This is a genomic window from Thiocapsa sp. (genome assembly GCF_011390875.1).
Classification (GTDB): Bacteria; Pseudomonadota; Gammaproteobacteria; order Chromatiales; family Chromatiaceae; genus Thiocapsa.
Genome location: NZ_JAABRP010000072.1, coordinates 1 through 22,095 on the forward strand (window position 1 = coordinate 1; position 22,095 = coordinate 22,095).

22 protein-coding genes and 1 pseudogene are annotated in these 22,095 nt (G+C 62.9%); 12 read left to right on the plus strand and 11 right to left on the minus strand.

All coding sequences use genetic code 11. The annotated features are described in order from the left end of the window. On the minus strand, positions 1-466 hold a 466-nt coding region (locus GPT33_RS07875), incomplete at its 3' end, for a transposase (RefSeq protein ID WP_296807075.1). A gap of 175 nt (positions 467-641) precedes the next feature. On the opposite strand from GPT33_RS07875, the gene GPT33_RS07880 reads away from it, so the two are divergent. From GPT33_RS07880 to ltrA, 8 genes and pseudogenes are all read left to right on the plus strand, one after another. Further along, complete coding sequence (locus tag GPT33_RS07880; protein WP_296807077.1) at positions 642-1,697, plus strand: type I-C CRISPR-associated protein Cas8c/Csd1; 1,056 nt, start codon at positions 642-644, stop codon at positions 1,695-1,697. Continuing rightward, positions 1,694-2,689: a type I-C CRISPR-associated protein Cas7/Csd2 gene (gene cas7c, locus GPT33_RS07885; RefSeq protein ID WP_296807079.1), complete on the plus strand. Its 996-nt coding sequence runs from the start codon at positions 1,694-1,696 to the stop codon at positions 2,687-2,689. The genes GPT33_RS07880 and cas7c overlap by 4 nt, the downstream gene beginning before the upstream one ends. A gap of 77 nt (positions 2,690-2,766) precedes the next feature. Continuing rightward, entirely contained in the window at positions 2,767-3,459 is a 693-nt protein-coding gene (cas4, locus tag GPT33_RS07890; protein ID WP_296807081.1) for a CRISPR-associated protein Cas4, read from the plus strand. Further along, positions 3,456-3,662, plus strand: a complete 207-nt coding sequence (locus tag GPT33_RS07895) for a 2-oxoisovalerate dehydrogenase (protein WP_296807083.1) — start codon at positions 3,456-3,458, stop codon at positions 3,660-3,662. Before cas4 ends, GPT33_RS07895 begins: the two co-directional genes overlap by 4 nt. Next, on the plus strand, positions 3,659-3,901 hold the full coding sequence (locus GPT33_RS07900; protein ID WP_296807085.1) for a type II toxin-antitoxin system HicA family toxin: 243 nt from the start codon (positions 3,659-3,661) through the stop codon (positions 3,899-3,901). The genes GPT33_RS07895 and GPT33_RS07900 overlap by 4 nt, the downstream gene beginning before the upstream one ends. A gap of 51 nt (positions 3,902-3,952) precedes the next feature. Further along, positions 3,953-4,987 (plus strand): type I-C CRISPR-associated endonuclease Cas1c, encoded by a 1,035-nt coding sequence (cas1c, locus tag GPT33_RS07905; RefSeq protein ID WP_296807087.1) that lies wholly within the window; start codon positions 3,953-3,955, stop codon positions 4,985-4,987. A 16-nt stretch (positions 4,988-5,003) separates the two neighbouring features. After that, positions 5,004-5,117 (plus strand): annotated as a pseudogene (gene cas2 / locus GPT33_RS07910) (CRISPR-associated endonuclease Cas2); the annotation flags it as partial. 595 nt (positions 5,118-5,712) lie between these two features. Beyond that, positions 5,713-7,044 (plus strand): group II intron reverse transcriptase/maturase, encoded by a 1,332-nt coding sequence (gene ltrA / locus GPT33_RS07915; protein ID WP_296807089.1) that lies wholly within the window; start codon positions 5,713-5,715, stop codon positions 7,042-7,044. Positions 7,045-7,389: 345 nt separating this feature from the next. Here the strand turns inward: ltrA and GPT33_RS07920 are convergent, their stop codons facing one another. From GPT33_RS07920 to GPT33_RS07930, 3 genes are all read right to left on the minus strand, one after another. Further along, positions 7,390-7,875: an NADAR family protein gene (locus tag GPT33_RS07920; protein WP_296807090.1), complete on the minus strand. Its 486-nt coding sequence runs from the start codon at positions 7,873-7,875 to the stop codon at positions 7,390-7,392. A gap of 192 nt (positions 7,876-8,067) precedes the next feature. Beyond that, a complete protein-coding gene (locus tag GPT33_RS07925; protein WP_296807092.1) occupies positions 8,068-9,471 on the minus strand; it encodes a ribonucleotide-diphosphate reductase subunit beta in 1,404 nt (467 codons plus the stop codon). A 213-nt stretch (positions 9,472-9,684) separates the two neighbouring features. Further along, positions 9,685-10,158 carry a hypothetical protein gene (locus tag GPT33_RS07930; protein WP_296807094.1) on the minus strand — a complete coding sequence of 158 codons (474 nt, stop codon included), beginning with the start codon at positions 10,156-10,158 and terminating at the stop codon, positions 9,685-9,687. Between the two features lie 193 nt (positions 10,159-10,351). Here GPT33_RS07930 and GPT33_RS07935 point away from each other — a divergent pair, with 193 nt between their 5' ends. Beyond that, positions 10,352-10,615: a ferredoxin gene (locus tag GPT33_RS07935; protein WP_296807095.1), complete on the plus strand. Its 264-nt coding sequence runs from the start codon at positions 10,352-10,354 to the stop codon at positions 10,613-10,615. Positions 10,616-10,760: 145 nt separating this feature from the next. On the opposite strand, the gene GPT33_RS07940 is transcribed toward GPT33_RS07935, so the two are convergent. Together GPT33_RS07940 and GPT33_RS07945 are read right to left on the minus strand one after the other, a co-directional pair. Next, positions 10,761-12,488 (minus strand): potassium/proton antiporter, encoded by a 1,728-nt coding sequence (locus GPT33_RS07940; RefSeq protein ID WP_296807098.1) that lies wholly within the window; start codon positions 12,486-12,488, stop codon positions 10,761-10,763. 536 nt (positions 12,489-13,024) lie between these two features. Then, entirely contained in the window at positions 13,025-13,384 is a 360-nt protein-coding gene (locus tag GPT33_RS07945; RefSeq protein WP_296807100.1) for a glycine zipper domain-containing protein, read from the minus strand. 391 nt (positions 13,385-13,775) lie between these two features. Between GPT33_RS07945 and GPT33_RS07950 the strand changes: the two genes are divergently transcribed. The 3 genes from GPT33_RS07950 (at position 13,776) to GPT33_RS07960 (ending at position 17,379) form a co-directional block, all read left to right on the plus strand. Beyond that, on the plus strand, positions 13,776-15,557 hold the full coding sequence (locus GPT33_RS07950; protein ID WP_296807102.1) for a SulP family inorganic anion transporter: 1,782 nt from the start codon (positions 13,776-13,778) through the stop codon (positions 15,555-15,557). A gap of 90 nt (positions 15,558-15,647) precedes the next feature. Continuing rightward, complete coding sequence (locus GPT33_RS07955; protein ID WP_296807104.1) at positions 15,648-17,105, plus strand: FAD-dependent oxidoreductase; 1,458 nt, start codon at positions 15,648-15,650, stop codon at positions 17,103-17,105. 112 nt (positions 17,106-17,217) lie between these two features. Beyond that, positions 17,218-17,379 (plus strand): hypothetical protein, encoded by a 162-nt coding sequence (locus GPT33_RS07960; RefSeq protein WP_296807106.1) that lies wholly within the window; start codon positions 17,218-17,220, stop codon positions 17,377-17,379. A gap of 424 nt (positions 17,380-17,803) precedes the next feature. On the opposite strand, the gene GPT33_RS07965 is transcribed toward GPT33_RS07960, so the two are convergent. The 5 genes from GPT33_RS07965 to cybH form a co-directional block, all read right to left on the minus strand. Further along, positions 17,804-19,270 carry a sigma-54 dependent transcriptional regulator gene (locus GPT33_RS07965; protein WP_296807108.1) on the minus strand — a complete coding sequence of 489 codons (1,467 nt, stop codon included), beginning with the start codon at positions 19,268-19,270 and terminating at the stop codon, positions 17,804-17,806. Positions 19,271-19,514: 244 nt separating this feature from the next. After that, complete coding sequence (locus GPT33_RS07970; protein ID WP_363929132.1) at positions 19,515-19,736, minus strand: rubredoxin; 222 nt, start codon at positions 19,734-19,736, stop codon at positions 19,515-19,517. After that, complete coding sequence (locus GPT33_RS07975; protein ID WP_296807110.1) at positions 19,733-20,593, minus strand: hydrogenase expression/formation protein; 861 nt, start codon at positions 20,591-20,593, stop codon at positions 19,733-19,735. Before GPT33_RS07975 ends, GPT33_RS07970 begins: the two co-directional genes overlap by 4 nt. Beyond that, complete coding sequence (locus tag GPT33_RS07980) at positions 20,590-21,270, minus strand: HyaD/HybD family hydrogenase maturation endopeptidase (protein WP_296807112.1); 681 nt, start codon at positions 21,268-21,270, stop codon at positions 20,590-20,592. The genes GPT33_RS07975 and GPT33_RS07980 overlap by 4 nt, the downstream gene beginning before the upstream one ends. Beyond that, the gene (gene cybH, locus GPT33_RS07985; protein WP_296807114.1) at positions 21,267-21,959 is read right to left on the minus strand and encodes a Ni/Fe-hydrogenase, b-type cytochrome subunit; all 693 of its coding nucleotides are present in this window, start codon (positions 21,957-21,959) and stop codon (positions 21,267-21,269) included. The genes GPT33_RS07980 and cybH overlap by 4 nt, the downstream gene beginning before the upstream one ends. Positions 21,960-22,095 lie beyond the last annotated feature (136 nt).

A 22,095-nucleotide genomic window follows, 5' to 3' on the forward strand; every position in this document is an offset into this window, starting at 1 on the left:
CTTCGAGGCTGCGCCGGGTCCAGTCCTTGTACTCCTCGGCCCACGCGGCCTTGAGCCGGCCCAACGCCGCCGCGGCGAGCCCCTTGGCGTCCTCTCCCACCAGCACCTCCAACGCCTCCCCGAGGTCGCCGCTGGAGATCCCCTTCAGATAGAGCCACGGCAGCGCCGCGGCGACCCGGGCACTGCGGCGCACGTACGGCGGGGCCAGCGCGGAGTTGAACTTCACCCCGGCCCCGGAGCGGTCGCGCACCTTGGGCACCTGCACCTCCACCGGACCCACCGTGGTGAGGATCTCGCGCGCCGGCAGATAACCGTTCCGCACCACCGCCCGGCGTCCGTCCATCAGCGACACCCCGGCAAACTCCTCGAGCAGCTGCTCCACCTCCGCCTCGATGGCCCGCTGCAGGATGTCGCGCGCCCCGCGGCGCACCAGCTCCTCCAGCGGCAGGCCCAGCTCGGCCAGCATCTCGCCCCGATCCCCTCTTGCACTGCGGGCCCCCGTACTCGTATCGTCGCTCATGGCGCACCTCTCTCGTTGCTGCTTTGGGTCTCGACAACCACATTGTCAGCAACGGTGCGCCGCCTGCTCAAGCTCTATCAGTCCCCGCTCATACACCAGAATCGAGCATAGCTCCAACGACTTGGTTCGCAACCATAGCCGCAAGATTGCCAATACCCTCGTTGCATATTGGTACAGGGATACCATCGTACCGGACGACGATCCGCTCCGCGCCTTCTTGATGGGTATGGAAACAGAAGAGCATGCCGAAGCGGCAGCGCAGAGCGCTGTACGCCGTCTGCTCGACGCCATTCGATCCGGTGAGCGTGCGGATCTTGGCAACAACCGCTATTACGCACTAACCCTCTCGGGAGCCTCCGGGCGGGTCATGGTCAGGGATTGGATGGATGGGCGTTTCGAGAACCTAGCCGGAAACATCGCTGCCTGGTTTTCGGATTTAGCTATCGTAGCCTGTGATGGTTGCCGCGAGGCGCGGGAACCGAGATTCTTTGAGTTGGGTTTGGCGCTGGTACGAAATGATCGATCGAAATCAATCTCGAAAAATTTAGAGCAACTGGCAGGCTCCACCGTCGCAACCCTTTGGCGCGTGGCCGTCCAGAACCTTTCTATCCCTCAGTCCTTGATGGCTCAAGCCCTTGCACAATTTCGAGCCGAGCGGTTCACTCCAGACGAGCGGAATCGCGAGGTTTTCAATCATGCTCGCATGGGTCTGCTTCGGGCCTATTTCGTTCGACTTACACCAGGAGGTGACGCCACCATGACCGCCTATCTCAACGCCGACCATCCGGCTCCCGCCTACCATTGCGGACGGCTGCTTGCGCTTTTCGCCAACCTGCAACGCGCGGCGCTGGGCGATGTCGGGGCCGGTGTGGTCCAGCGCTTTTACTCATCCGCCAGTCAGACTCCGGGCCTTGTTCTCGGTCGCCTTTCCGCCAATGCACGCAATCACTTGGGTAAACTCGAAGCCAAGCTCGCTTGGTGGTACGAGAGCCAGTTAGCCGAGATCATGGGCAGGCTTGGTGACGGCGCTCCCCGTATCCTCGATCTGGAAGGTCAGGGCCTCTTTGCCCTGGGCTATTACCAGCAGCTCGCCGCGCTGCGGGCAGGCAAGAAGGACACTAGGACCGACTCTCCGAATGAAATCAACAGGGATCCAGAACAAGGAGAACACCAATGAGCGCAATCCAGAACCGCTACGAATTTCTCTACCTTTTCGACTGCGAAAACGGGAATCCAAACGGCGATCCGGATGCCGGCAACAGCCCCCGTATCGATCCCGAGGACATGCACGGACTCGTCTCGGATGTCGCCATCAAGCGACGGATACGCAACTATGTGCAGACCGCGTTCAGCAACGAGGCGCCAAACGCCATCTTCATCGAGCACGCGACCAATCTGAACAAGCCGATCACCGCAGCCCATATCGCGACCGGCGGGGCACCCGGAGGCGGAGGCAACCGCACCCAAGTCAACGCCGCGCGCAAATGGATGAGTGATCAGTTCTTCGATGTCCGCACCTTCGGCGCCGTCATGTCGACAGGAGCAAACGCCGGGCAGGTACGCGGGCCGGTCCAGGTCGCCTTCTCGCGCTCATTGGATCCTATCCTCCCGATGGATGCGTCCATCACGCGGATGGCCGTCGCTGAAAAGGTCCCGGGAGCAACGACCATGGCCGACTACGAGGCATGGGAAAACAAACAGGAGGAAGACAAGCTCCGCACCATGGGCCGGAAATCCCTGATCCCCTACGGTCTCTACGCCTGCAAAGGGTTCATCTCCGCCCATCTCGCCCAGGGCACCGGCTTTTCCGAGGATGATCTTGCCCATTTATGGGAAGCCCTGCTCGGCATGTGGGACCACGACCGCTCGGCATCCAAGGGCGTCATGTCCTGCCGTGGGCTCTATGTCTTCAAGCATGTCGGCACCGACAGCGATGTGACTCAGCGGGTGCGACAATCCATGCTGGGCTGCGCCCCCGCCCAAAGGCTGCTCGACTTCTCCGGGCCGAGTCGTAAGCAGACAAACGCCATCATCGAGATCGATCACCAAACGGACCTGAAGGGTTCCCCTCGCACCTTCGCCGATTATGTGGTCAAAACACATCCGGAGCGTCTTCCCGCCGGGGTCGATCTGTTGATCGACGGTAAGACCGCTACAGTCGCGGTGTGAGCTGGATCTTTTTGTCAGGCAAGGCGTTGATCGTTCAACGCCTCGTTTGAGTGGTATGGACGGCTCAGGGGGTGGAAATGAACGACGACACAGGGTTTTTGCCCGCGGCCGTGGCGGTCGATCCCGTCAACCTTTCCGCGCTCAACCAATACAGCTATTGCCCCAGGCGTTGCGGACTCATCTACCTCGACGGCGAGTTCGAGCAGAACGTCCACACTGCCAGGGGCAATGCCGAGCACGAAAGGGTGGACCGAGCCTCTCATGTGGCCGGGCATGAGGGTGCGCGGCTGGAATACGCCCTGCCGGTCTGGAGCGATCGGTACGGACTGATCGGCAAGTGCGACGTGGTCGAGCTCTGGCCGGATGGGACCATCTACCCTGTCGAGTACAAACACGGCCCGAGGAAAAAACACCTTAACGACGATCTGCAACTTGTCGCTCAAGCGATGTGTCTGGAGGAGATGTTCGGCCGTACAGTCCTCAAAGGCGCCATCTACCATGCCACCAGCCGGCGCCGACGGGAGGTTCGAATGACCCTTGAGCTTCGCCGCTTGGTCGTAGAGAGCGCTGAGGCGATCCGTGCAATGCTCGCTTCCGACCGCCTACCGCCGCCCGTCAACGACCGCCGCTGTGACCAGTGCTCCTTGAACGCGATCTGTGACCCGGCGGGCACCGCGGCAGTCGATCGACAAGTCGCGGCCTTACACTCCCTCTTCCAGCCCGATGATTCAGAAGGGTCCGCACGTACGTCAAAGAGGATCAATCCATGACCGACATCCATTTCGTCGTCGAAGACGCACCCGAAGGGGGCTACCTCGCCCGTGCCATCGGGGCCGACATCTTCACCGAGGCGGACGACCTGAACACCCTGCGCGCTCAACTGCGCGATGCCGTGCGCTGCCACTTCGATCCCGTGGAGCGTCCCGGTCTTATCCATCTCCACATCACGCGCGAGGAGGTCATCGCCGCGTGAAGATCCCACGCGACCTGTCGGCGGCCACGCTCATACAGGCCCTCCGCACGCTCGGTTACGTCCAGGATAGGCAGACCGGTAGCCACATCCGACTGACCACCACCCGGGCGGGTGAGCACCATGTCACCATTCCGAACCATGATCCGATTCGGATGGGCACCCTCTCGGCCGTCCTCAACAGCGTGGCAGTGCATCACGGATTGACGCGGGAGCAGTTGCTGAAAGAACTGTTCGGTTGATCCACTGGCCGTCAGCGATGGCGTTTCGGCCGAAGCAGGAGCCCAAAGGACATGCACAGCGTACAAAACACCCTCTACGTCATGACGCCGAATGCCTATGCGCACCTGGACAATGCGACGGTCCGCATCGAGGTCGATCGGGAGACCAAGCTGCGCGTTCCCCTTCATCACATCGGCGCCTTGGTTTGCTTCGGTAACGTGCTGGTCTCCCCGGCCCTGATGCATCGGTTGGCGGACGAGGGGAAGTCGTTGGTTCTGCTTGATCACTCCGGCCGCTTCAAGGCGCGGTTGGAGGGGCCCGTCTCGGGAAATATCCTGCTCCGCCAAGCCCAGTATCGGGCCGCGCTCGACCCCGAGTTTGCGTTGACCGCCGCCCGCGCCATGGTGGCCGGCAAACTCCGAAACAGCCGCTCGGTTCTACAGCGCGGTGCCCGCGAATCCGCCGATCCGCTCGAAGCCCAAAGCCTCACGCGGGCTGCCGACGCACTCGCGGCTTCGGTTCGTGCCGTTCCGGGTACCACGGATTTGGACACGTTGCGCGGAATCGAAGGAGAGGCTGCTCGCGGCTACTTCGGTGCGCTCAACCTCGTAATCAAACCTCAGGCGCGCGAGAGCTTCGCCTTGGATGGCCGCACCAAACGTCCACCGCGCGACCGATTCAATGCTTTGCTCTCGTTCTTGTATTCGATGCTGATGAACGATTGCCGATCCGCCGCCGAATCGGTCGGGCTCGATCCCCAACTCGGTTTCCTGCATGCGGTGCGTCCCGGTCGCGCTGCGCTGGCGCTGGATCTTCAAGAGGAATTCCGATCCATCTTTGCGGATCGGCTTGCCCTCACCCTGATCAATCGGGCCCAGATCAATGCCAAGGACTTCGACGAACGCGAAGGCGGTGCGGTCATGCTCAACGACCAAGGTCGCCGCCAAGTCGTCACCGCCTGGCAGGCACGCAAGCAGGAGGAGATCACCCATCCCCTGTCCGAGACCAAGATGCCGCTCGCGCTGTTGCCCTTCGTCCAGGCCCGCATCCTCGCCCGGACGTTACGCGGGGATATGGAAGGTTATCTCCCCTACCTTGCCAAATGAATGAGGGACGCAAGCTATGCTTGTCATTGCGACATACGATGTCTCAACCGAGACCCCTGCAGGCACACGCCGACTGCGCAGGGTCGCCAAAGCCTGCGAGCGGGTTGGCCAACGGGTTCAGAAATCCGTTTGCGCCAGGCAAAGCCTGGGAAAGGGGGAAGAATCTCATGAAGGATCGTGAGCCTCGGAAACCTTTCGTAGTGACCCGCTGGGTGAAAGTCCCGGACCGGTAAGGGCTAGCGACCCACCGGAATCGAGTGTTGCGTGGACCGGGAGCGATCCCGGCTGCGAAGCGTACACAGAGGGCGTGTAGGCCGTGTGATTGAGCCTCGAAAGATTCAGATGCGGAGCCGACGCCGTACGGATGGCGGAAGGCAACATCAGCTGCATCGTATCGCTTGATGCAGGTGATCCGCCGGGGTCGGTGAGCAGGGCATGCACGCAAGGGTCACCCGGGAACCTGGGAGGGCTCAGCCGTTCCTTGTCGCAGACGCGGTGCGGGCGCCGCGCAAGAAGCCGCCCGGATCGCCGTCGGAAGGGTCCGACCGACGGTTGCGAACAGGACCACGGACAAGGTAGCGCCAAGCGAAGGCAACGAAGTGCGGCGCGATGACGGCCGAGTCGTCGGAGTCGGCTGATAGTACCGAGGACGGTGGGGAACTCACCCGAGAGGACCCATCCGAGGGAAGCGGCCGACCGGTCTAAACACACGTCTGGAGGGACAGATGACGCGGGCATTGAATCGCGAGATCATCTCAACGCGACGACAGGCGATCGCGGAATTGGCGAGCGAGGCACCGCAGATGGTGCTGTTGACGCTGGCACACCACATCGACCTGGTGTGGATGGAAGAGGCGTACCGGCGCACGCGCAAGGATGGTGCGGTGGGTGTGGACGGCGTCACGGCCGAGGCGTATGAGCAGAGGCTGCACGAGAACCTGAGCGACCTGCTCGAGCGGTTCAAGAGCGGTCGCTATCGTGCGCCGCCGGTCAGGCGCGTGCACATTCCCAAGGCAGGGGCGAAGAACACAACCCGGCCCATCGGCATTCCCACCCTGGAGGACAAAGTGCTTCAGCGGGCGGTGCTCATGGTGCTGGAGCCGGTGTACGAGCAGGACTTTTTGGACTGTTCCTACGGTTTCCGCCCGGGGCGTAGCGCGCATCAAGCGCTCGAAGCGCTCTGGAAGGGGCTGATGGACATCGGCGGAGGCTGGGTGATCGATCTCGACATCCGCTCCTTCTTCGACAGCATGGACAGGACCCATCTCAATGCCTTTCTCGACCAACGGGTGCGTGACGGCGTGATCCGCCGCGCGCTGGGCAAGTGGATGCAAGCCGGGGTCATGGAGGACGGGGCGATCAGCTATCCCGAGCGGGGCAGCCCGCAAGGGGGCGTGATCAGCCCGCTGGTGTCGAATCTCTACCTGCACGAAGTGCTCGACCGCTGGTTCGAACACGAGGTCAAACCCCGCCTGCGCGGACGGGCTTTCATGGTCCGCTTCGCCGATGACGGGTTGCTGGCCTTCGAGCGGGAGGACGACGCCCGGCGGGTGATGGACGTGCTGCCCAAGCGCTTCGAGCGCTTTGGGCTGACGCTCCACCCCGAGAAGACCCGACTGGTGGACTTTCGTCGTCCATCACGGACAGGCACGCAGTGTGGCTCCCGACGGGAGCGCAGTTTCGACCTGCTCGGCTTCACCCACTACTGGGGGCGCTCCCGGAAGGGGCGTTGGGTGGTGCAACGCAAGACGGCCAAGTCCCGTTTCAGCCGTGCGTTACGGCAGATCGGACAATGGTGCCGGAACAACCGTCACCGACCGGTGCCGGAGCAACAGCAGGCGCTGAGCCGCAAGCTCAAGGGCCACAATGCCTACTACGGCATCACGGGCAACTCACGAGCGCTGTCGCGATTCCGCTTCGAGGTCCAGAGACGCTGGCATCAGTGGCTCAACCGCCGCTCGCATGCGACGCGCCTCGATTGGCCGGCGTTCAACCGTCTGCTCAAGCGTCATCCCCTCCCGCCCGCGCGTGCGGTACATAGCCTCTATGCCACGTAGCGAATGTTTAGGCCGAGGAGCCGGATGCCCGAATTGGGCACGTCCGGATCTGTGGGAACCGCGGGTGAGCAATCACCCGCGGTCACCCGGCCCCCTTATTCCTTTTAATTCCTTTTAAACCGCGTCCGGAGCGAGATGCGTAGTTTTCATTTTGCGTTTGGCTTCGGAGATGTCCTCGACCCCGGTGAGACGCGGTTTAGAATTTAATATTTTTTAAGACTTTAAATCGCGCCAGCTCCGACAGTCGTCGGGGCTGGCGCGGCCAAGTCATTCCAACAAATTACGCATATCGCACCGGGCGCGGTTTAGTAGTGATTCGTGAGCGTCAAGCTCGCCCCCGGTGGATTATGGGCGCGGCGGGACAGAGGAGCGTGGAGAGACCGCGGTCGCCGCTATCAGCTTCTCCCGCACGTCCATGAGTACTTCTCCATAGGTGTTGAGTCCACGCCCGTCGCGGCCGCAGCCCCAGTAGTAATCATAGAGGCTACTCTCGATGATGCGTTTGTCGCCGGACTCGAGGATTGCGCGTGCGGACTCGGGGTGAGAGAGGCAGCGGGTGTAGATGGCGCGGGTCATGTAGACGCGTCGCACCGAATCCCAGTCGCTGCGGATCTTGCGCTTGTGACGCTTGGCGAGCCTGCGGGCCGCTTGCGGGTCGAGCGCCGAGCGGATCTCGGCCCTGAGCAAGGGATCGTCGAACTGCATGGCCAACACATAATGCTCGGCCGTCGGCCATTCGGCGTTGTCGAGGGAAAATGGTTGAGGTGAGGCGGCGGAGAGCGGATTCTCCACGTCGGTCATCGAGACATAAACGCTCGTTTCAGCGCGCATTAAACCGCGTCTCCCTGTGATATGCGCGCGATGCGCGCTGGGTCAGCGTCGAAGGAATCAGCCAATCTCGGAGCAGACGCGGTTTAAGTCGATAATTTCCTAGAAAATCTTAAACCGCGTGACTCAAAGACCCATTAGAGCCCCAGCGGGCCGGGTTCGCTGGAATCCCGCAAGTGACCACCAAAACGCGGTTTAATCCCAATTCAACGCACCCCCCGTCTGATATTCCGTCACCCGCGTCTCGAAGAAGTTCTTCTCCTTCTTGAGATCCAGCACCTCGGACATCCAGGGGAAGGGGTTGGACGCGCCCGGGTACTGCTCCGGCAGGCCGATCTGCGCGCAACGCCGGTTGGCGATGAACTGCAGATATTCCTCGAACATTGGCGCGTTCAGCCCGAGCACACCGCGCGGCATGGTGTCGTGGGCATAGCGCGATTCCATGGTGACCGCATCGCGGATCATGGTGACCAGCTCTTGCTTGAATTCAGGGCTCCAAAGGTGGGGGTTTTCGATCTTGATCTGATTGATCACGTCGATGCCGAAGTTCATGTGCATGGATTCGTCGCGCAGGATGTATTGAAACTGCTCGGCGGTGCCGGTCATCTTGTTGCGCCGGCCCATGCTCAGGACCTGCACGAATCCGACATAGAAGAAGATGCCTTCGAAGATGACATAGAAGGCCACCAGCTCGCGCAGCAGCTTGCGGTCGTTCTCGGGCGTGCCGGTCTTGAAGTGCGGGTCGGCCAGGTGCTGGGTGTAGGGCAGGGCCCATTCGGCCTTACGCGCGACCGAGGGGACCTCGCGGTACATGTTGAAGATCTCGCCTTCGTCCAGGCCCAGGCTTTCGACCACGTACTGGTAGGCGTGGGTGTGCAGCGCCTCCTCGAAGGATTGGCGCAGCAGGTACTGGCGGCACTCGGGGTTGGAGATATGGCGATAGACGGCCAGCACCAGGTTGTTGGCGACGAGCGAATCGGCGGTGGAGAAGAATCCGAGATTGCGCTTGATGATGGTGCGCTCGTCGTCGGTCAGTCCGTTGGGATCCTTCCAGAGCGCGATGTCCGCGTTCATGTTGATCTCTTGCGGCATCCAGTGGTTGGCGCAGGCGTCGAGATACTTTTGCCAGGCCCACTCGTATTTGAAGGGGACGAGCTGATTGAGATCGGCGTGACAGTTGATGATCTTCTTGTCGTCGACGCGCACGCGCCCGGCGCCCATCTCGAGCGACTCGAGACCCGTAGCGCCGCCGACGATGCCGTCGTCCGGGTGCGCCACCTCCAGGCCCGATTCGGCCGGCAGCAGGGTGTCTCCGATCGGCAGCTCGCTCTGGAGTGCGGCGTATCCGGGGAACGGGTTGGGGTCGACGACGGGGGCCGCGCCGGCGGTCGCCATCAGGTCGGCATTGCTGACCAGGCCGTGGCCGGGGCGAACAGGCGCGGTGTCGAGGGTTGCACGAGACGGGGTCGCGATGTCGTTGTCGGACTGCGGGTCGGCGGACCAGTCGTCGGGTGTCTCGGTCGGATCGACGACGAAAGCACTCCCGTGATCACGGGCGGCAGTTCCGGTCGTGGCGAGTGGATCGTCCCAGTTCAGCATCGTGTGTCTCCTCGATGGAATTCGGTTGACGGGCTCGGCATGCCTGCAGTTGCCGACGGCCGTCAGCCAAAAATGTCGGTGGTCGGTCTGATGACTTCGTGACTCCGGAGTTTAGGGCTTTCGTCACGGATGTCCAGTCCTCGTGGACACAAGATATTGTGGGTGTTTCGGTAACGCAAGCCGCTATATTGTGTTGGCGGGTGCTTCCGGGTGTCAGGCTGCGGAGGAGGTGCTGACCGCTTCGACCCAGAGTCGGAGCGATGTCGACGCTGCAGTGTCGCTGCCGATGGCGGTTTCGGTGTGTGCGTCGTGGGTCGTGCCGCCGGCAGGCTCGGCAACCGGGACGTAGGCGGCGATCAGGTGGTAGAGGTCCGCCGCTGCGCTTTTGGCGCGATCGAACGGCAGGCGATCGAAGCCGATGAGGGTGGCCTTGACGCGGAGATAGGACTCGGGAATGGCGTAGCGATCGAAGATGGCGCGGGCGTCTCGCTCCAGCGCGGGCAGGTTTTCCCGCAGCGCCGCGTCGCATTCGGGCGGCAAGGTGATGTAATCCCAGAGGACATCCGCCGCGTGCTCACCGCTTCGCACCACCACGAAAGGGGTGCGGGTCTCGCGGCAGTGGTGGAACCAGTCGCTGTCGATGAAGCTGTCTTTGGCATCGACCAGCTCGAACGGGGCGTCGGACATGAAGCGTCTCCTGGGTTTCGCCTGAATCGTGAGGATCGCGTAAGGTACACCCGCAAACGCGTTTCGTCAGGCTCGCGTCGGGATGAGGTTCGGGCTCGCATCGTTGCGCCATGGCGGCGCGGGGCGTAATCTTTCTGCCCGACGCGCGCGGCTCGGGCCGCCCAACGAATCTGAATACGGATTGCTCGCACTTATGATCAGTAAAATCGAGGTTATCGACGTCGCCTGCATCGGCTGCGGGACCTGTTGGGTCGCCTGCCCCCAAGCCTTCAAAGAGCACGATATCGGGGACGACCTCAAGGCACTCCCGACGGGCGGACTTGGGGATCAGCACATCATGCGTGCCGCTGCCGAGGGTTGTCCCACCCTGGCGATCTCGCTGATCGACGAGGCGGGGGCGGTGCTGTTCCCGAGCGAGGAGGCAAGGGCCGCACTGACTGCGTCCTCGGACTGGTAATTCTTGGCTTCAGGATCCGCGAGCCACGACGGATCTAGGCCACGCTTAAACCGCGCCCGGTGCGGTATGCGTAAATTTGTTGGAATGGCTTGGCCGCACCAGCTGAGGGAAATAACCGAAACACCTCGGTCGGGGTCGTCTCGGCTCAGCCGCTGCGCATCAGCTTCAATCCGACCTTCAGAATGCGGTCGCCTTCGACCTCGCGCACCACCAGATCGACCGTCTTGAGTTGGAGTCTGTCGCCGACCACCGGGTGGGCGGTGTGCAGGTCGCGCCGGATGAAGGCGTCCAAGCTCAGGGCGTGTTCCGACGCGGGGAGATCCAGCGCGTAGGCGGCCGCTAGATCGCCCACCCGCGCTTCGCCGTTGAGCACGAACTCGCCGAAGAAGACCTGATCCGACAAGCGCTCTGGCGCCGCGCTCGCGACGAAGAGCCGATCCAGCTCGGCGAGGTCGGCCGGGTCCGCGATGAGATACACATAGTCGTCCGGCTTCAGATCGGACAGGTCGAGGGTCTCCACCAAGTGTTTGCCGCGCAGAACCGCCGCCACGCGCGCTCCCTTCGGGAGCCGCAAGGCGCCACGCCGCTCGACGACGACGGGCGTGTCTTTCGCCAAGCGATAGCCGACCAGCTCAAGCTCGCGCTGGCCGGGGATATCCAGCTCGACACGCTGCACCTGATGACTGGTCGGCGGCACCTCTAGTCCCAACTGCCGGGCGGAGGCGGCGACCGTCCAACCCTGGATCAACAGCGACACCAGCACCACGAAGAAGACGATGTTGAAGTACATCGATGCCTGATCCATCCCGGCCAGCAGCGGGAAGAGTGCCAGGATGATCGGCACGGCCCCGCGCAACCCGACCCAGCCGACGAACACCTGCTCGCGCCAGGGAAACCGGAAGGGCAGCAGGCAGAGCCAGACGGCGATCGGGCGGGCGACCAGTGTCAGCACCGCGGCGAACAACAGGGCATCCGAGGCGACGGGTAAAAGCTCCGAGGGCGTCACCAGCATCCCGAGCATCAGAAACATCCCGATCTGCGACAGTCGGGCGATACCGTCGTGGAAGCGCTTGATGTACTGGCTCGACTGCAAGGGTCGGTTGCCGACCACGAGTCCGGCGAGATAGATCGCCAGGAAGCCGCTGCCCTGCATCACCGAGGTGATCCCGAAGATGCTCAGGCCGCCGGCCATGACGGCCAAGGGGTAAAGCCCCGGGGACATCTCCAGGCGGTTGATCAGGCGCACCAGACCCAAGCCGCCGACGATTCCGAACAGGGCGCCGAGCCCCATCTGACGTATGAACTCCAGCAGCAGCACCAGGCCGACATCGTCGCTGCCGCTGATGATCAGTTCCATCAGCACGATCGTCAGAAAGATGGCCATGGGGTCGTTGCTGCCCGACTCGATTTCGAGCGTGGCGCCGACCCGCTGTTTGAGCTCGAGCCCTTGGGAGCGCAGCAGAGAGAAGACCGCCGCCGCATCGGTCGAGCCGACGATCGCGCCCAGCAGCAGCCCCTCCATCCAGTGCAGGCCTAGCCACCAAGCCGCGAAGAGCCCCGTTACCCCCGCCGTGATCAGGACGCCGACGGTGGCGAGACCGACCGCGGGCTTGAGCCCGACGCGAAAGTTCCGGAACGGTGTCACCAACCCGCCGTCGAAGAGGATGATCGCCAGCGCCAAACTGCCGAACAGGTGCGCGACCTGGACGTCGTCGAACTGGATACCGCCCGGTCCCTCCTCGCCGAGAAGCATCCCGATGAAGAGAAAGACCAGCAGAAGGGGCACGCCGAACCGGCTGGTCACGACGCTGGCCAGGATGCTCGCAAAGAGCACCAGCGAAACGACCAGGATGATTTGGTTGGTAAGGTCCATCGGGTTTCTCGTCCAAGCGGATCGGCGGCAAAACTGGTCCCCGCCGCTCCGTCGCAGTCCCTGCAGCGAGAGTTGCATGGGTCGGCATGCGGAATGCCGGAGATAGGCCGGGTCTGTGCCGGCCCGGTTGAGTGCTCCGGAATTGCCCGCTCGCACCCAAGCCGAAGATCATCCGGCGCCGATGTGGCCGCGAGGTGCAGTGAGCCGGGATCAGACGTCGCAGCCTGCAGGCCGGGTTGTACCAGAACCCGGCGATGCGCGCGATGTGCGGGCCGATCGACACGTCACCGCCGGAGATCAGGCGTTTGCCGATCCGGTCGTCGAGAAACGGGTGTCGCGGGTCGGCGTGCCGGGTGAGAGCTGTCGCGGATGGGTCGGGTGGGTGCCGATCGTACCAAAGACTCGAGGTGTTGCGGGTATGGCTTGCGCGACCGGCTCAAGGGGCGGTCGGGCGCTGTGCATCGTGGATTCTCGATTGATCGCGCGGGACCGAACGCCGGGCAGGGCGTCCGGCTCGCGGATGGCGTCGTTTGGTCTCAGTACCAAAACGGACTGTTCTGCCTCTCACTCTGATAACGTCGATCTTGTCGGCCCTGGTCATAGCCCTGGTCATAACCCTGGTCGTAGCGATAGCCGTCGCGATAAGTGCTCCGGTTTTGCCTTTGATACTGCTCGCGGTTTTCCTTCTGGTTCTGGTCGTAGATATAGCCGCCCAAGGCACCGGCACCGGCGCCGATCAGTGCGCCCTTGCCGGCGTTTCCGCTCATGGAGCCGATTGCTGCGCCGGTTCCGGCGCCAAGGACCGCCCCGGTTCCGGTCCGCGATGTGGTTGTGGTTCCGCAGGCGCTCAAGGCGAGTGCGGAAGTGAGGGCAACTGCAATGGTGATGTGTCTCATCGGACGGTTCCTCCCGCATCGGGCGTCGTGCGGTGCACGACGTCCTGCTGACTTAACTTTAGACCATCGGATCACGGCAGATGCAGCGTCGATCAGGGGTTTTCGCAGATATATCCAGAGCCCCTGTGGGGTTTTCGGCGCATTACACGCGCCGCGCACGCCGGGCCGGCGCGCCTTGTCCCGACGCGCGCTGCAAGCACCATGCTTTGTGAAAAACCACGCGCGCTCGGTATCGTTGCCGCAGTGACCACGCTTGCTCCGGGGCGGTCGGGTATACTTGATCGTGCTGACCACGGATCCCGGGCCGCTTGCCTCGCCGTAACGTGGCCGACCGGGCGGCGCGCGCGTAAAGCGCGATCGTCATGGATACCCTCGAAGAGAGCCTCCCCAGATGCAGTCTCAGATGTCCTTACGCTGGTCCTGGGTCATCCCCTTCATGTCTTGGTTGCCCGGGGTCGGGCGCACGGAGATCAAGGCGGATGCGCTTGCCGCCGTCATCGGGGCCTTGGTCGTGCTGCCGCAGGCCGTGGCCTTCGCGACCATCGCCGGCATGCCGCCCGAATACGGACTCTATGCCGGGATGGTGCCCGCCATCATCGCGGCGCTGTTCGGATCGTCGCGTCATCTGGTCTCGGGGCCGACCACGGCGGCCTCGGTTGTCCTGTTCTCGGCCTTGTCGGTAATGGCGCTCCCGGGATCTCCGGACTATGTGACGCTCGCTTTGACATTGACCTTTATGGTTGGGCTCATGGAGCTTGCACTCGGCCTCGCGCGCATGGGGACCCTGGTCAACTTCATCTCGCATTCTGTTGTGGTCGGTTTTACCGCCGGCGCAGCGCTCTTGATCGCCGCCAAGCAGCTCAAGCATTTCTTCGGCATCGAGATGGATAGCGGGGGGCACCTGCACGACATCCTGATCCAGTTTGGCCATCACGTACTCGAGATCAACCCGGCGACCACGCTGGTGGCCGTCTCGACACTGCTGATCGGGATCGCCTTCAAGCGTTGGTTGCCGAAGATTCCCTACATGATCGCCGCCATGCTCGGGGGCAGTCTGATCGCCGTCGGACTCGACGCCTGGCTCGGCAACGAGGTGACCGGGATCGCGACCGTCGGGGCCTTGCCGGCGGGCTTCCCGCCGCTGTCGGCGCCGGATCTGACCTTTGATCACATCAAGGAATTAGCCCCGACCGCCTTGGCGGTCACCCTTTTCGCGCTCACCGAGGCGGTGTCGATCGGCCGCTCGCTGGCGGCGCGCGGGGGCTATCGCATCGACGGCAATCAGGAGTTCATCGGCCAAGGTTTGTCCAACATCGCTGGCTCCTTCTTCTCGGCCTACGTCGCGACCGGCTCATTCAACCGCAGCGGCGTCAACTATGCCGCGGGTGCGCGCACGCCCTTGGCGGCGATCTTCGCCGGCGTGTTGTTGATCGGGATCGTGCCCTTGGTCGCGCCCTACGCGAGTTATCTGCCGACGGCCGCGATGGCGGGATTGCTGTTCCTCGTCGCTTGGGGGCTGGTCGATTTCAAAGAGATCGGGCATATCCTCAAGGCGTCCAAACGCGAGACCTCGGTCTTGGCGGTGACCTTTTTCTCCGCGCTCTTCCTGGAGCTCGAGTTCGCCATTTTTGCCGGGGTGTTGCTGTCGCTGGTGCTTTATCTGGATCGCACCTCCAAGCCGCGTATCGTCAATCTGGCACCGGATCCTCGCTTGCCCAATCGAGCCTTCTCCTGCGAACCGGACGTCGCGCAATGTCCGCAGCTACACATCATGCGGATCGACGGCTCGCTCTTCTTCGGCTCGGTCGCGCATGTCGAGAGCGCCTTCGATCGGCTGCGCGCGACGCACCCGGAGCAGAAGCATCTCGCGATCCTCGCCGACGGCATCAACTTCGTGGATCTGCAGGGCGGCGAAACGCTGGTACGCGAGGCCAAGCGGCGCCAGGCTGAAGGCGGGGGGCTCTATCTCATCAACGTCAAAGCCGGGCTCTGGGAGGCGCTCGAGCGCTGCGGCTGTATCGACGCGACCGGCGGGCGAAATGTCTTTCAGGCCAAGAACGCGGCCATTCGCGCGATCTACCAGAAGCTGGACAAGTCCGTGTGCGCGACCTGTCCGCATCCGATCTTCATCGAGTGCGGGGCGGGCCAGCGCAAGCTGCCGGCGACCCCCTGACCGATGTCGAATCCATTGATCCATGTCTTTGCCAGGCGCCGAGCGTCTTGTTAGCGTTCGTCGCTTGACCACCATTGCGAGGCTACACAGATGGCACGAATCCTTATCCTCGGGGCGGGCATTTCCGGGCATACGGTTGCCCGCTATCTCGGGAAATGGCTCGGTAAGTCGCATTCGATCACGGTCGTTTCGCCCAAACCGAAGTGGAACTGGATCCCGTCCAACATCTGGGTCGGTGTTGGCGAGATGACCGAGAAGCAGGTGACCTTCGAGCTGGCGCCGATCTACAAGAAGCTCGGGGTCGATTTTCGACAGGCGGGTGCCGTCTCGATCCATCCCGAGGGCGGGGCGGAGCATGCCGCACCCTATGTCACGATCGAGTACACGGATCCGGCGCGACTCGGTCAGACCGATGCGATCGAATACGACTATCTGGTCAACGCGACCGGCCCCAAGTTGAACTTCGGTGCAACCCCCGGTCTCGGGCCGGACGGTGGGAATAGTCTCTCGGTCTGCACCCCGGAGCATGCAAAGGAAGCCAACGAACATTTGCGCAAGATGATCCACGAGATGAAGGCCGGCGCGACCAAGACCTTCGTCATCGGGACCGGCCATGGCATGTGTACATGCCAAGGGGCCGCCTTTGAATACATTTACAATGTCGACCATGCGCTGCGCGAGGCGGGCGTTCGCGACAAGGCGCGTTTGGTCTGGATCAGCAACGAGTACGAGCTCGGCGACTTCGGGATGGGCGGCGTCCATATCCACCGCGGCGGCTACGTCACCAACGGCAAGGTCTTTGCCGAATCCCTGATGGTCGAGCGGGGCATGGAATGGATCACGCGCGCGGCGGTCTCCAAGGTCGAGCCCGGGAAGATTCATTACGAGATCCTCGACGGAAGCTTCCATGAGATCGATTTCGATTTCGCCATGTTGATCCCGCCGTTTGCCGGACAGCCCCTGAAGGCGTACGACAAGTCCGGCGAGGACATCACTGCGACGATCTTCGCCCCGAACGGCTTTATGAAGGTGGACGGCGATTACGAGCCGAAGCCCTACGAGGATTGGGGTCCGCAGGACTGGCCGAAGACCTATCAGACCCCGCTGTACAAGAACATGTTCGCCGTCGGGATCGCCTTTGCGCCCCCGCATCTGATCAGCAAGCCCATGAAGAGCACCAACGGGACCCCGATCAACCCGACGCCGCCGCGCACGGGTATGCCGTCCGCGGCCATCGGCAAGGCCGTGGCCACGAGCATTCGGGACATGATCAACGGCGCCGCCGCTCCGACGCATACGGCGTCGATGGCGGAGATCGGCGCGGCCTGCGTGGCCTCGACCGGATCGGACATCTTCAAGGGGACCGCAGCGACCATGACCGTGTTTCCGGTGGTGCCGGATTACGACAAATACCCCGAATACGGTCGCGATATGGATCTGACCTTCGGCGAGATCGGTCTGGCTGGGCATTGGATGAAATACATCCTGCACCATGTCTTCATCTATCAGGCGAAGCTCAGGCCCGGTTGGTCGATTCTGCCCGATTGAGAGACAGAGCGCACATGGGTTTTTCGGAAAGCGGGATGCTCGGGGCGTGCAACGCCGCGGAAGATCGATGTGCGCTCGGTAGACAACTTCAGATCATCGAGGAAACACGTCCATGACCGCCAAGAACCGAGAGCCCTACCAACAGGCCTATTATCCGCCGGTGCCCACAGGCTTCACGCGATACATGCGGACATCGATCGTATGGCAGTTCTATCGCTTCATCGTCATCAATCTGAAGATTCTGAAGCTGATGATGAAGGCGCATACGCACTAGTACCCCGTTCCACCCTATTTTGCATGCTCAGAGCCCCCCAAAGGCGCCAGGGCAAGGCACAGGCCGCGGGGAATAGTGGATCCTATTTCCAAGGGCTGTAACGCCGCCCTGGCGCCTTTGGGGGGCTCCCGAAGGGCGAGGCGAGAAGCGTTCGGCGCCGTTGTTGCGCGAGCTTGAAAGAGGGCCACTCTTCCTTCACTCGCGCGCCTAGCCGCCGAACGCTTCTCGCCTCGCTGAGCACGCAAAATAGGGTGGAACGGGGTACTAGCAGCACACTGCGCCGGGCATAACCTGAGCGGCGCGGATCAGGTTGGAGAGTATCCTCTTTAAAGTTTAATACTCTAAACCGCGCCAGTTCCGATCGTTGTGGGAGCTGGCGAGGCCAAGCCAGTCTACAAACGACGCATACCGCACCGGGCGCGGTTTAGGGCGGATTGCGCCGAGCGTCCCCTGACGGTCTCGCCAACCCATACCGCTCGATCTTTGCACTGAGGCCAACGCGCGACAGACCGAGCTCGGCGGCGGTTTGTGACTTGTTCCAGCGATTGCGCTCAAGTGTCTCGCCAAGGACGCCGACCTCAAGTGCTTCGATGCGTGCCTTGAGGGTTTGAGTCCGGGACGGCTCCGAGCCCGGGGGCTCGGAGCACGAGGCAGCATCGGCGATGCCGGCATCGAGCAAGTCGGCTCCGAGCTCGTTGCCGTCGCACATGACCAGCATCCGCTGGATCTCGTTTTGCAGCTCCCGCACGTTTCCCGGCCAATGATAGCGTTGGAGGCGGTCGATCAAGTCGTCGCTGAGTCCTGTCACGCTTTTTCCGAACGCGGCCATGGCCGCCTCGAGGTGATGCCGCGCAAGCACCGGGATGTCTTCCGGGCGTTCACGCAGCGGCGGCAGATGCAGCCGCACCGCGGCGAGCCTGTAATAGAGATCCTCCCGAAAGCGGCCTTCGGCGATCTCGGTCTCCAGCGACCGATTCGTGGCCGCCACCACGCGCACGTCGACCCGACGACGCTGGTTGCTTCCGAGCGGGCGCACGTCGCCTTCCTGCAGGACGCGCAGCAGTTTGACCTGAAACGCCCGCGAGACCTCGCCGATCTCGTCGAGAAAGATGGTTCCGCCGTCGGCCTGCTCGAAGAGACCGATCCGATCGTTCACGGCGCCGGTGAAGGCGCCCTTCTTGTGTCCGAACAGCTCGCTCTCGAGCAGTTGATCCGGCATGGCGCCGCAATTCTCCGCGACGAAAGGCTTGTCGGCACGGTGACTGTTGTAGTGCAGGGCACGCGCAAAAAGCTCCTTGCCGGTACCTGACTCGCCGGTCAGCAACACCGGGATATCGTAAGGGGCGACACGCTCGACCAGATCGCACACCGCATCGAGCGGACCGCCGTGGCTGCGCACGATGGCGTCGAGCCGAAAGTTCCGTTTCAAACGCGCGCGCTGCGCGGCGAGTCGTTGTTCCAGGGTTGCGGCGGTGAGGCGGGTTTCGAGCGAGAGGAGCTCATGCTCGCGCTGGAGACGATAAAGGTGGCAGGCGTTCCCGACGGTCAGCATGAGCGTGTCGGGATGCCAGGGCTTGGTGATGTACTGATAGATGCCCGCGCGGTTGATCCCATCGATGATATCTCCGGGATCCGTGTAGCCCGAGATGATGATGCGCAAGACATCGGGCCAACGCTCCCTGACCCGTGCGAGAAATTCCACCCCGGTGGTCTCGGGCATCCGTTGGTCGGTGACGACGACTTGGACCCATTCTTCGGCGAGCAATTCCTCCGCAGCCACCGCGCTGGTCGCGGTTAGTACCTCGAATGACTCTTCGAGCGTCCGCGTCAGGGTCTCCAGCGACAGCGGCTCGTCGTCGACCAGCAGGACGGTCGGTCGGGTGGGGCTCACGCCAGAGTCTCGGGTGTGGGCATGGTTCCGGGTGCGGATTCGGTCGCGGTCGTGTAGGGGCTCGGCCCGGATTTGAACCGCAAAGGGGCGGTGCGTGCAAGGTCTGGCGTTTGTCGAGATGGAGGCCGGATGAGGCGCCGGTACCCGAAACGGTTCTGCCGTCGAACGGCGCGCGTCGTGCTCAGACATCGACGCCGGCAACCGCTGCAATGTCTTTTGACGGACAACGCTGCGCTGATTCGACCTACGTGGCGGGCAAGAAATAGGATTTATCGTTGTCGCAACGCGGACAGCACCAGTCGTCCGGGATGTCGTGGAAGGCGGTGCCGGGCGACACTTGACCGACCGGATCTCCCTCTGTCGGGTCGTAAAGGTACCAGCAGATCCGGCATTCCATGGGCAAATTACCGTCACGAGCATCGCCGGCGAGGCGCCTCGCATCAGGCTCGTCGACGCTTGTGTTCATTGCAGCGCCTCAAGAATTTCCGCCAGTCGATCGCGGCTGTCGTCGATGTCCTCCTGAGCGGCCAGCGCGGCAATCGGAACATCCGTCACCTCGAGCGTGCTCAGGATGAGACGATCGTCCGAGTTGAAGTGCTGCACCCACCAGACCTGCCGAATTCCGCTGGCGACGATCCGACAGCTGCCGTAGCCGCGCGAGAGGATGGTCACATGCCCGCGGCCGAGGCGTTCGTCGAGATAGGCGTGATCCTGCTCGGTCATCGGAAGCAAGGTCAAATTGATGATGTGGGCCGGGGTGCCGGGACGCCATTCGGCGACCTTGGTCTCGATCTCGGCGATCAGCGCCGGGGCGTTCATGACGCCGTCCGGGAGATCCCCGATGGGTCCGATCGTCCCGGTCGTCCCGAGAAAGGCGCTCGCCCTCACAAAGCTCGGGATCTCGGCCACCTCGATCAGCTCGCGGCCCGCGCCACTGTCCGATGCGGGGACGTGCAGTCGCCAGACTCCGGCGAGTCGCGTCTCCTGCGCGCGTGTTTTCTCCAAACCCTGTTGAATCACGCTGACCTCGCCCTCGCCGAGCGTCTGGTCGACGAGCTCGCGATCGAGGGTGTCGAGCGAGCACAGATCCAGGATCTCCGCCGGCTGGCCAACGCGATGCCGTGCCAGCACCTCAAGCAGACGCCGCAACAGATCCAGTCCGGCAGCGCAGCCGTCGAGCGCCTCGGGTTCCGGCAACAGCGGGGCTTGGTAGGTCGCCATGCCCTTCGGCATCGAGAGGTAATCGGGGCCTTCGTCGACCACCACGCTGAAGGTTGTTCCCGGCATCCGTCGTGTCGTCGTAAGGTCGATCGGTGTGGTCATTGACGCTCTCCGTGTGGATCTCGGGGGTGGTGCGCCCGGCCGGACAGGCTCGCCAAGACACGCTCGTCGCCGATGCGACAGGCGACCTCCGCTGCCGGTCGGCCGGTTTCGTAGGCGGTCAGGCCAAGCGAGGGATGGGGAAGATCATGGGTGTCGGCGCTCGAATCGCCCCGCCGCTGCGCGACGACGCCGAACTGCGTCAGATACTCCAACGCCATCGCGATCGCGGGGAAGATTCGCGCCTTGACCTGCGGGCGCAGGCTGCCGCCGAAATCATCCAGCTCGACCGGCTGCACGCCGATCAGGAGCAGATGCTTCGGATAGTCGCCGAGCATGTCCGCGAGCGCGAGCACCTCCTGGAAGCCGGTCTGGTGCAGGCTCATCTTCTTGGCGCCGAGGAAGCGCGGCACCTCGTCGCCCTCGACCCGCTTCATGGTGCCCGGCGGCAGGCCGTAGTCGACTGCGTCGAAGACCACCAGCACATCGGCCGTGCGCACCCGGTCGACCAGATAGATGCCCTGGGTTCCGCCGTCGAGCAGCTGGACGTTGGACGGCATAACCCAGTCGCGTTGCATCGCCTCCACCGCCCGCACGCCGAAGCCTTCGTCGGCCCAGAGCAGGTTGCCGATGCCCAGGACCAGGATGGCGGGGCTAATTCCGACGGTTCGGTCGCTCATGGCCGATCGTCCTTGAACATCCGCCAGCCGCTGATCATGGTGCTGATCAGGCTCTGGCGCGACATGATGTCCTCGCGAATCGCGGTGTAGACATGCAGCATCACGAAGACAACGATCACCCACATGCCCCAGTGGTGCCACATGCGCACGTCCTGGCTTTGGCCCACGAAGGGGATGACCCAGCCGAACATCTGGTCTTGCCAGGTGCCGAGTCCGGTCTGCTCCGAATAGAGCGCGAAGCCGGTGACGATCATCACCAGACCACCCACGGTGATGATGACGACCATGAAGAGGTGAGCCAGCGGATTGTGACCGATATATTTGGCCGGCTCCGATTCCTTGAAGGCATACCAGCGGACCTCGTGAATCAGCTCGTGCCAGAAGCTCGCGCGCCAGAAGGGCAGGGTGAACAATTGATGTGAATAGCGATTGCCGACGAACGCCCAATAGATCCGAAAGAGGAAGGCAATCACGAAGATATAGGCCGCAGCGAAATGCGCGAAGCGGATATAGCCCATCACGTAGTGATCGCTCGCCTCGCCGGGCAGTGTCGGCAACGGGCTGCCGATCAGATAGCCGCTGATGGCCAGGATCGTGATCGAGAGTGCATTGATCCAATGCCAGGCCCGCAAGGGTGCCTGATAGACATAGACCGCGGTGCGTCTGACCTGTGGAAGGCTGGAATTCATGGCGTTGTCCCGGATGTTGGTGAGGCGGATCTCTGCTGTCGGCGCACATGGCGCGGAGTTCCTTGCAGCTGCGCGACACTGCCGGAGCGGTGTCGCGAGCATGAAAACCCCGTTGATCCCCTTCTCTCACAAAAAA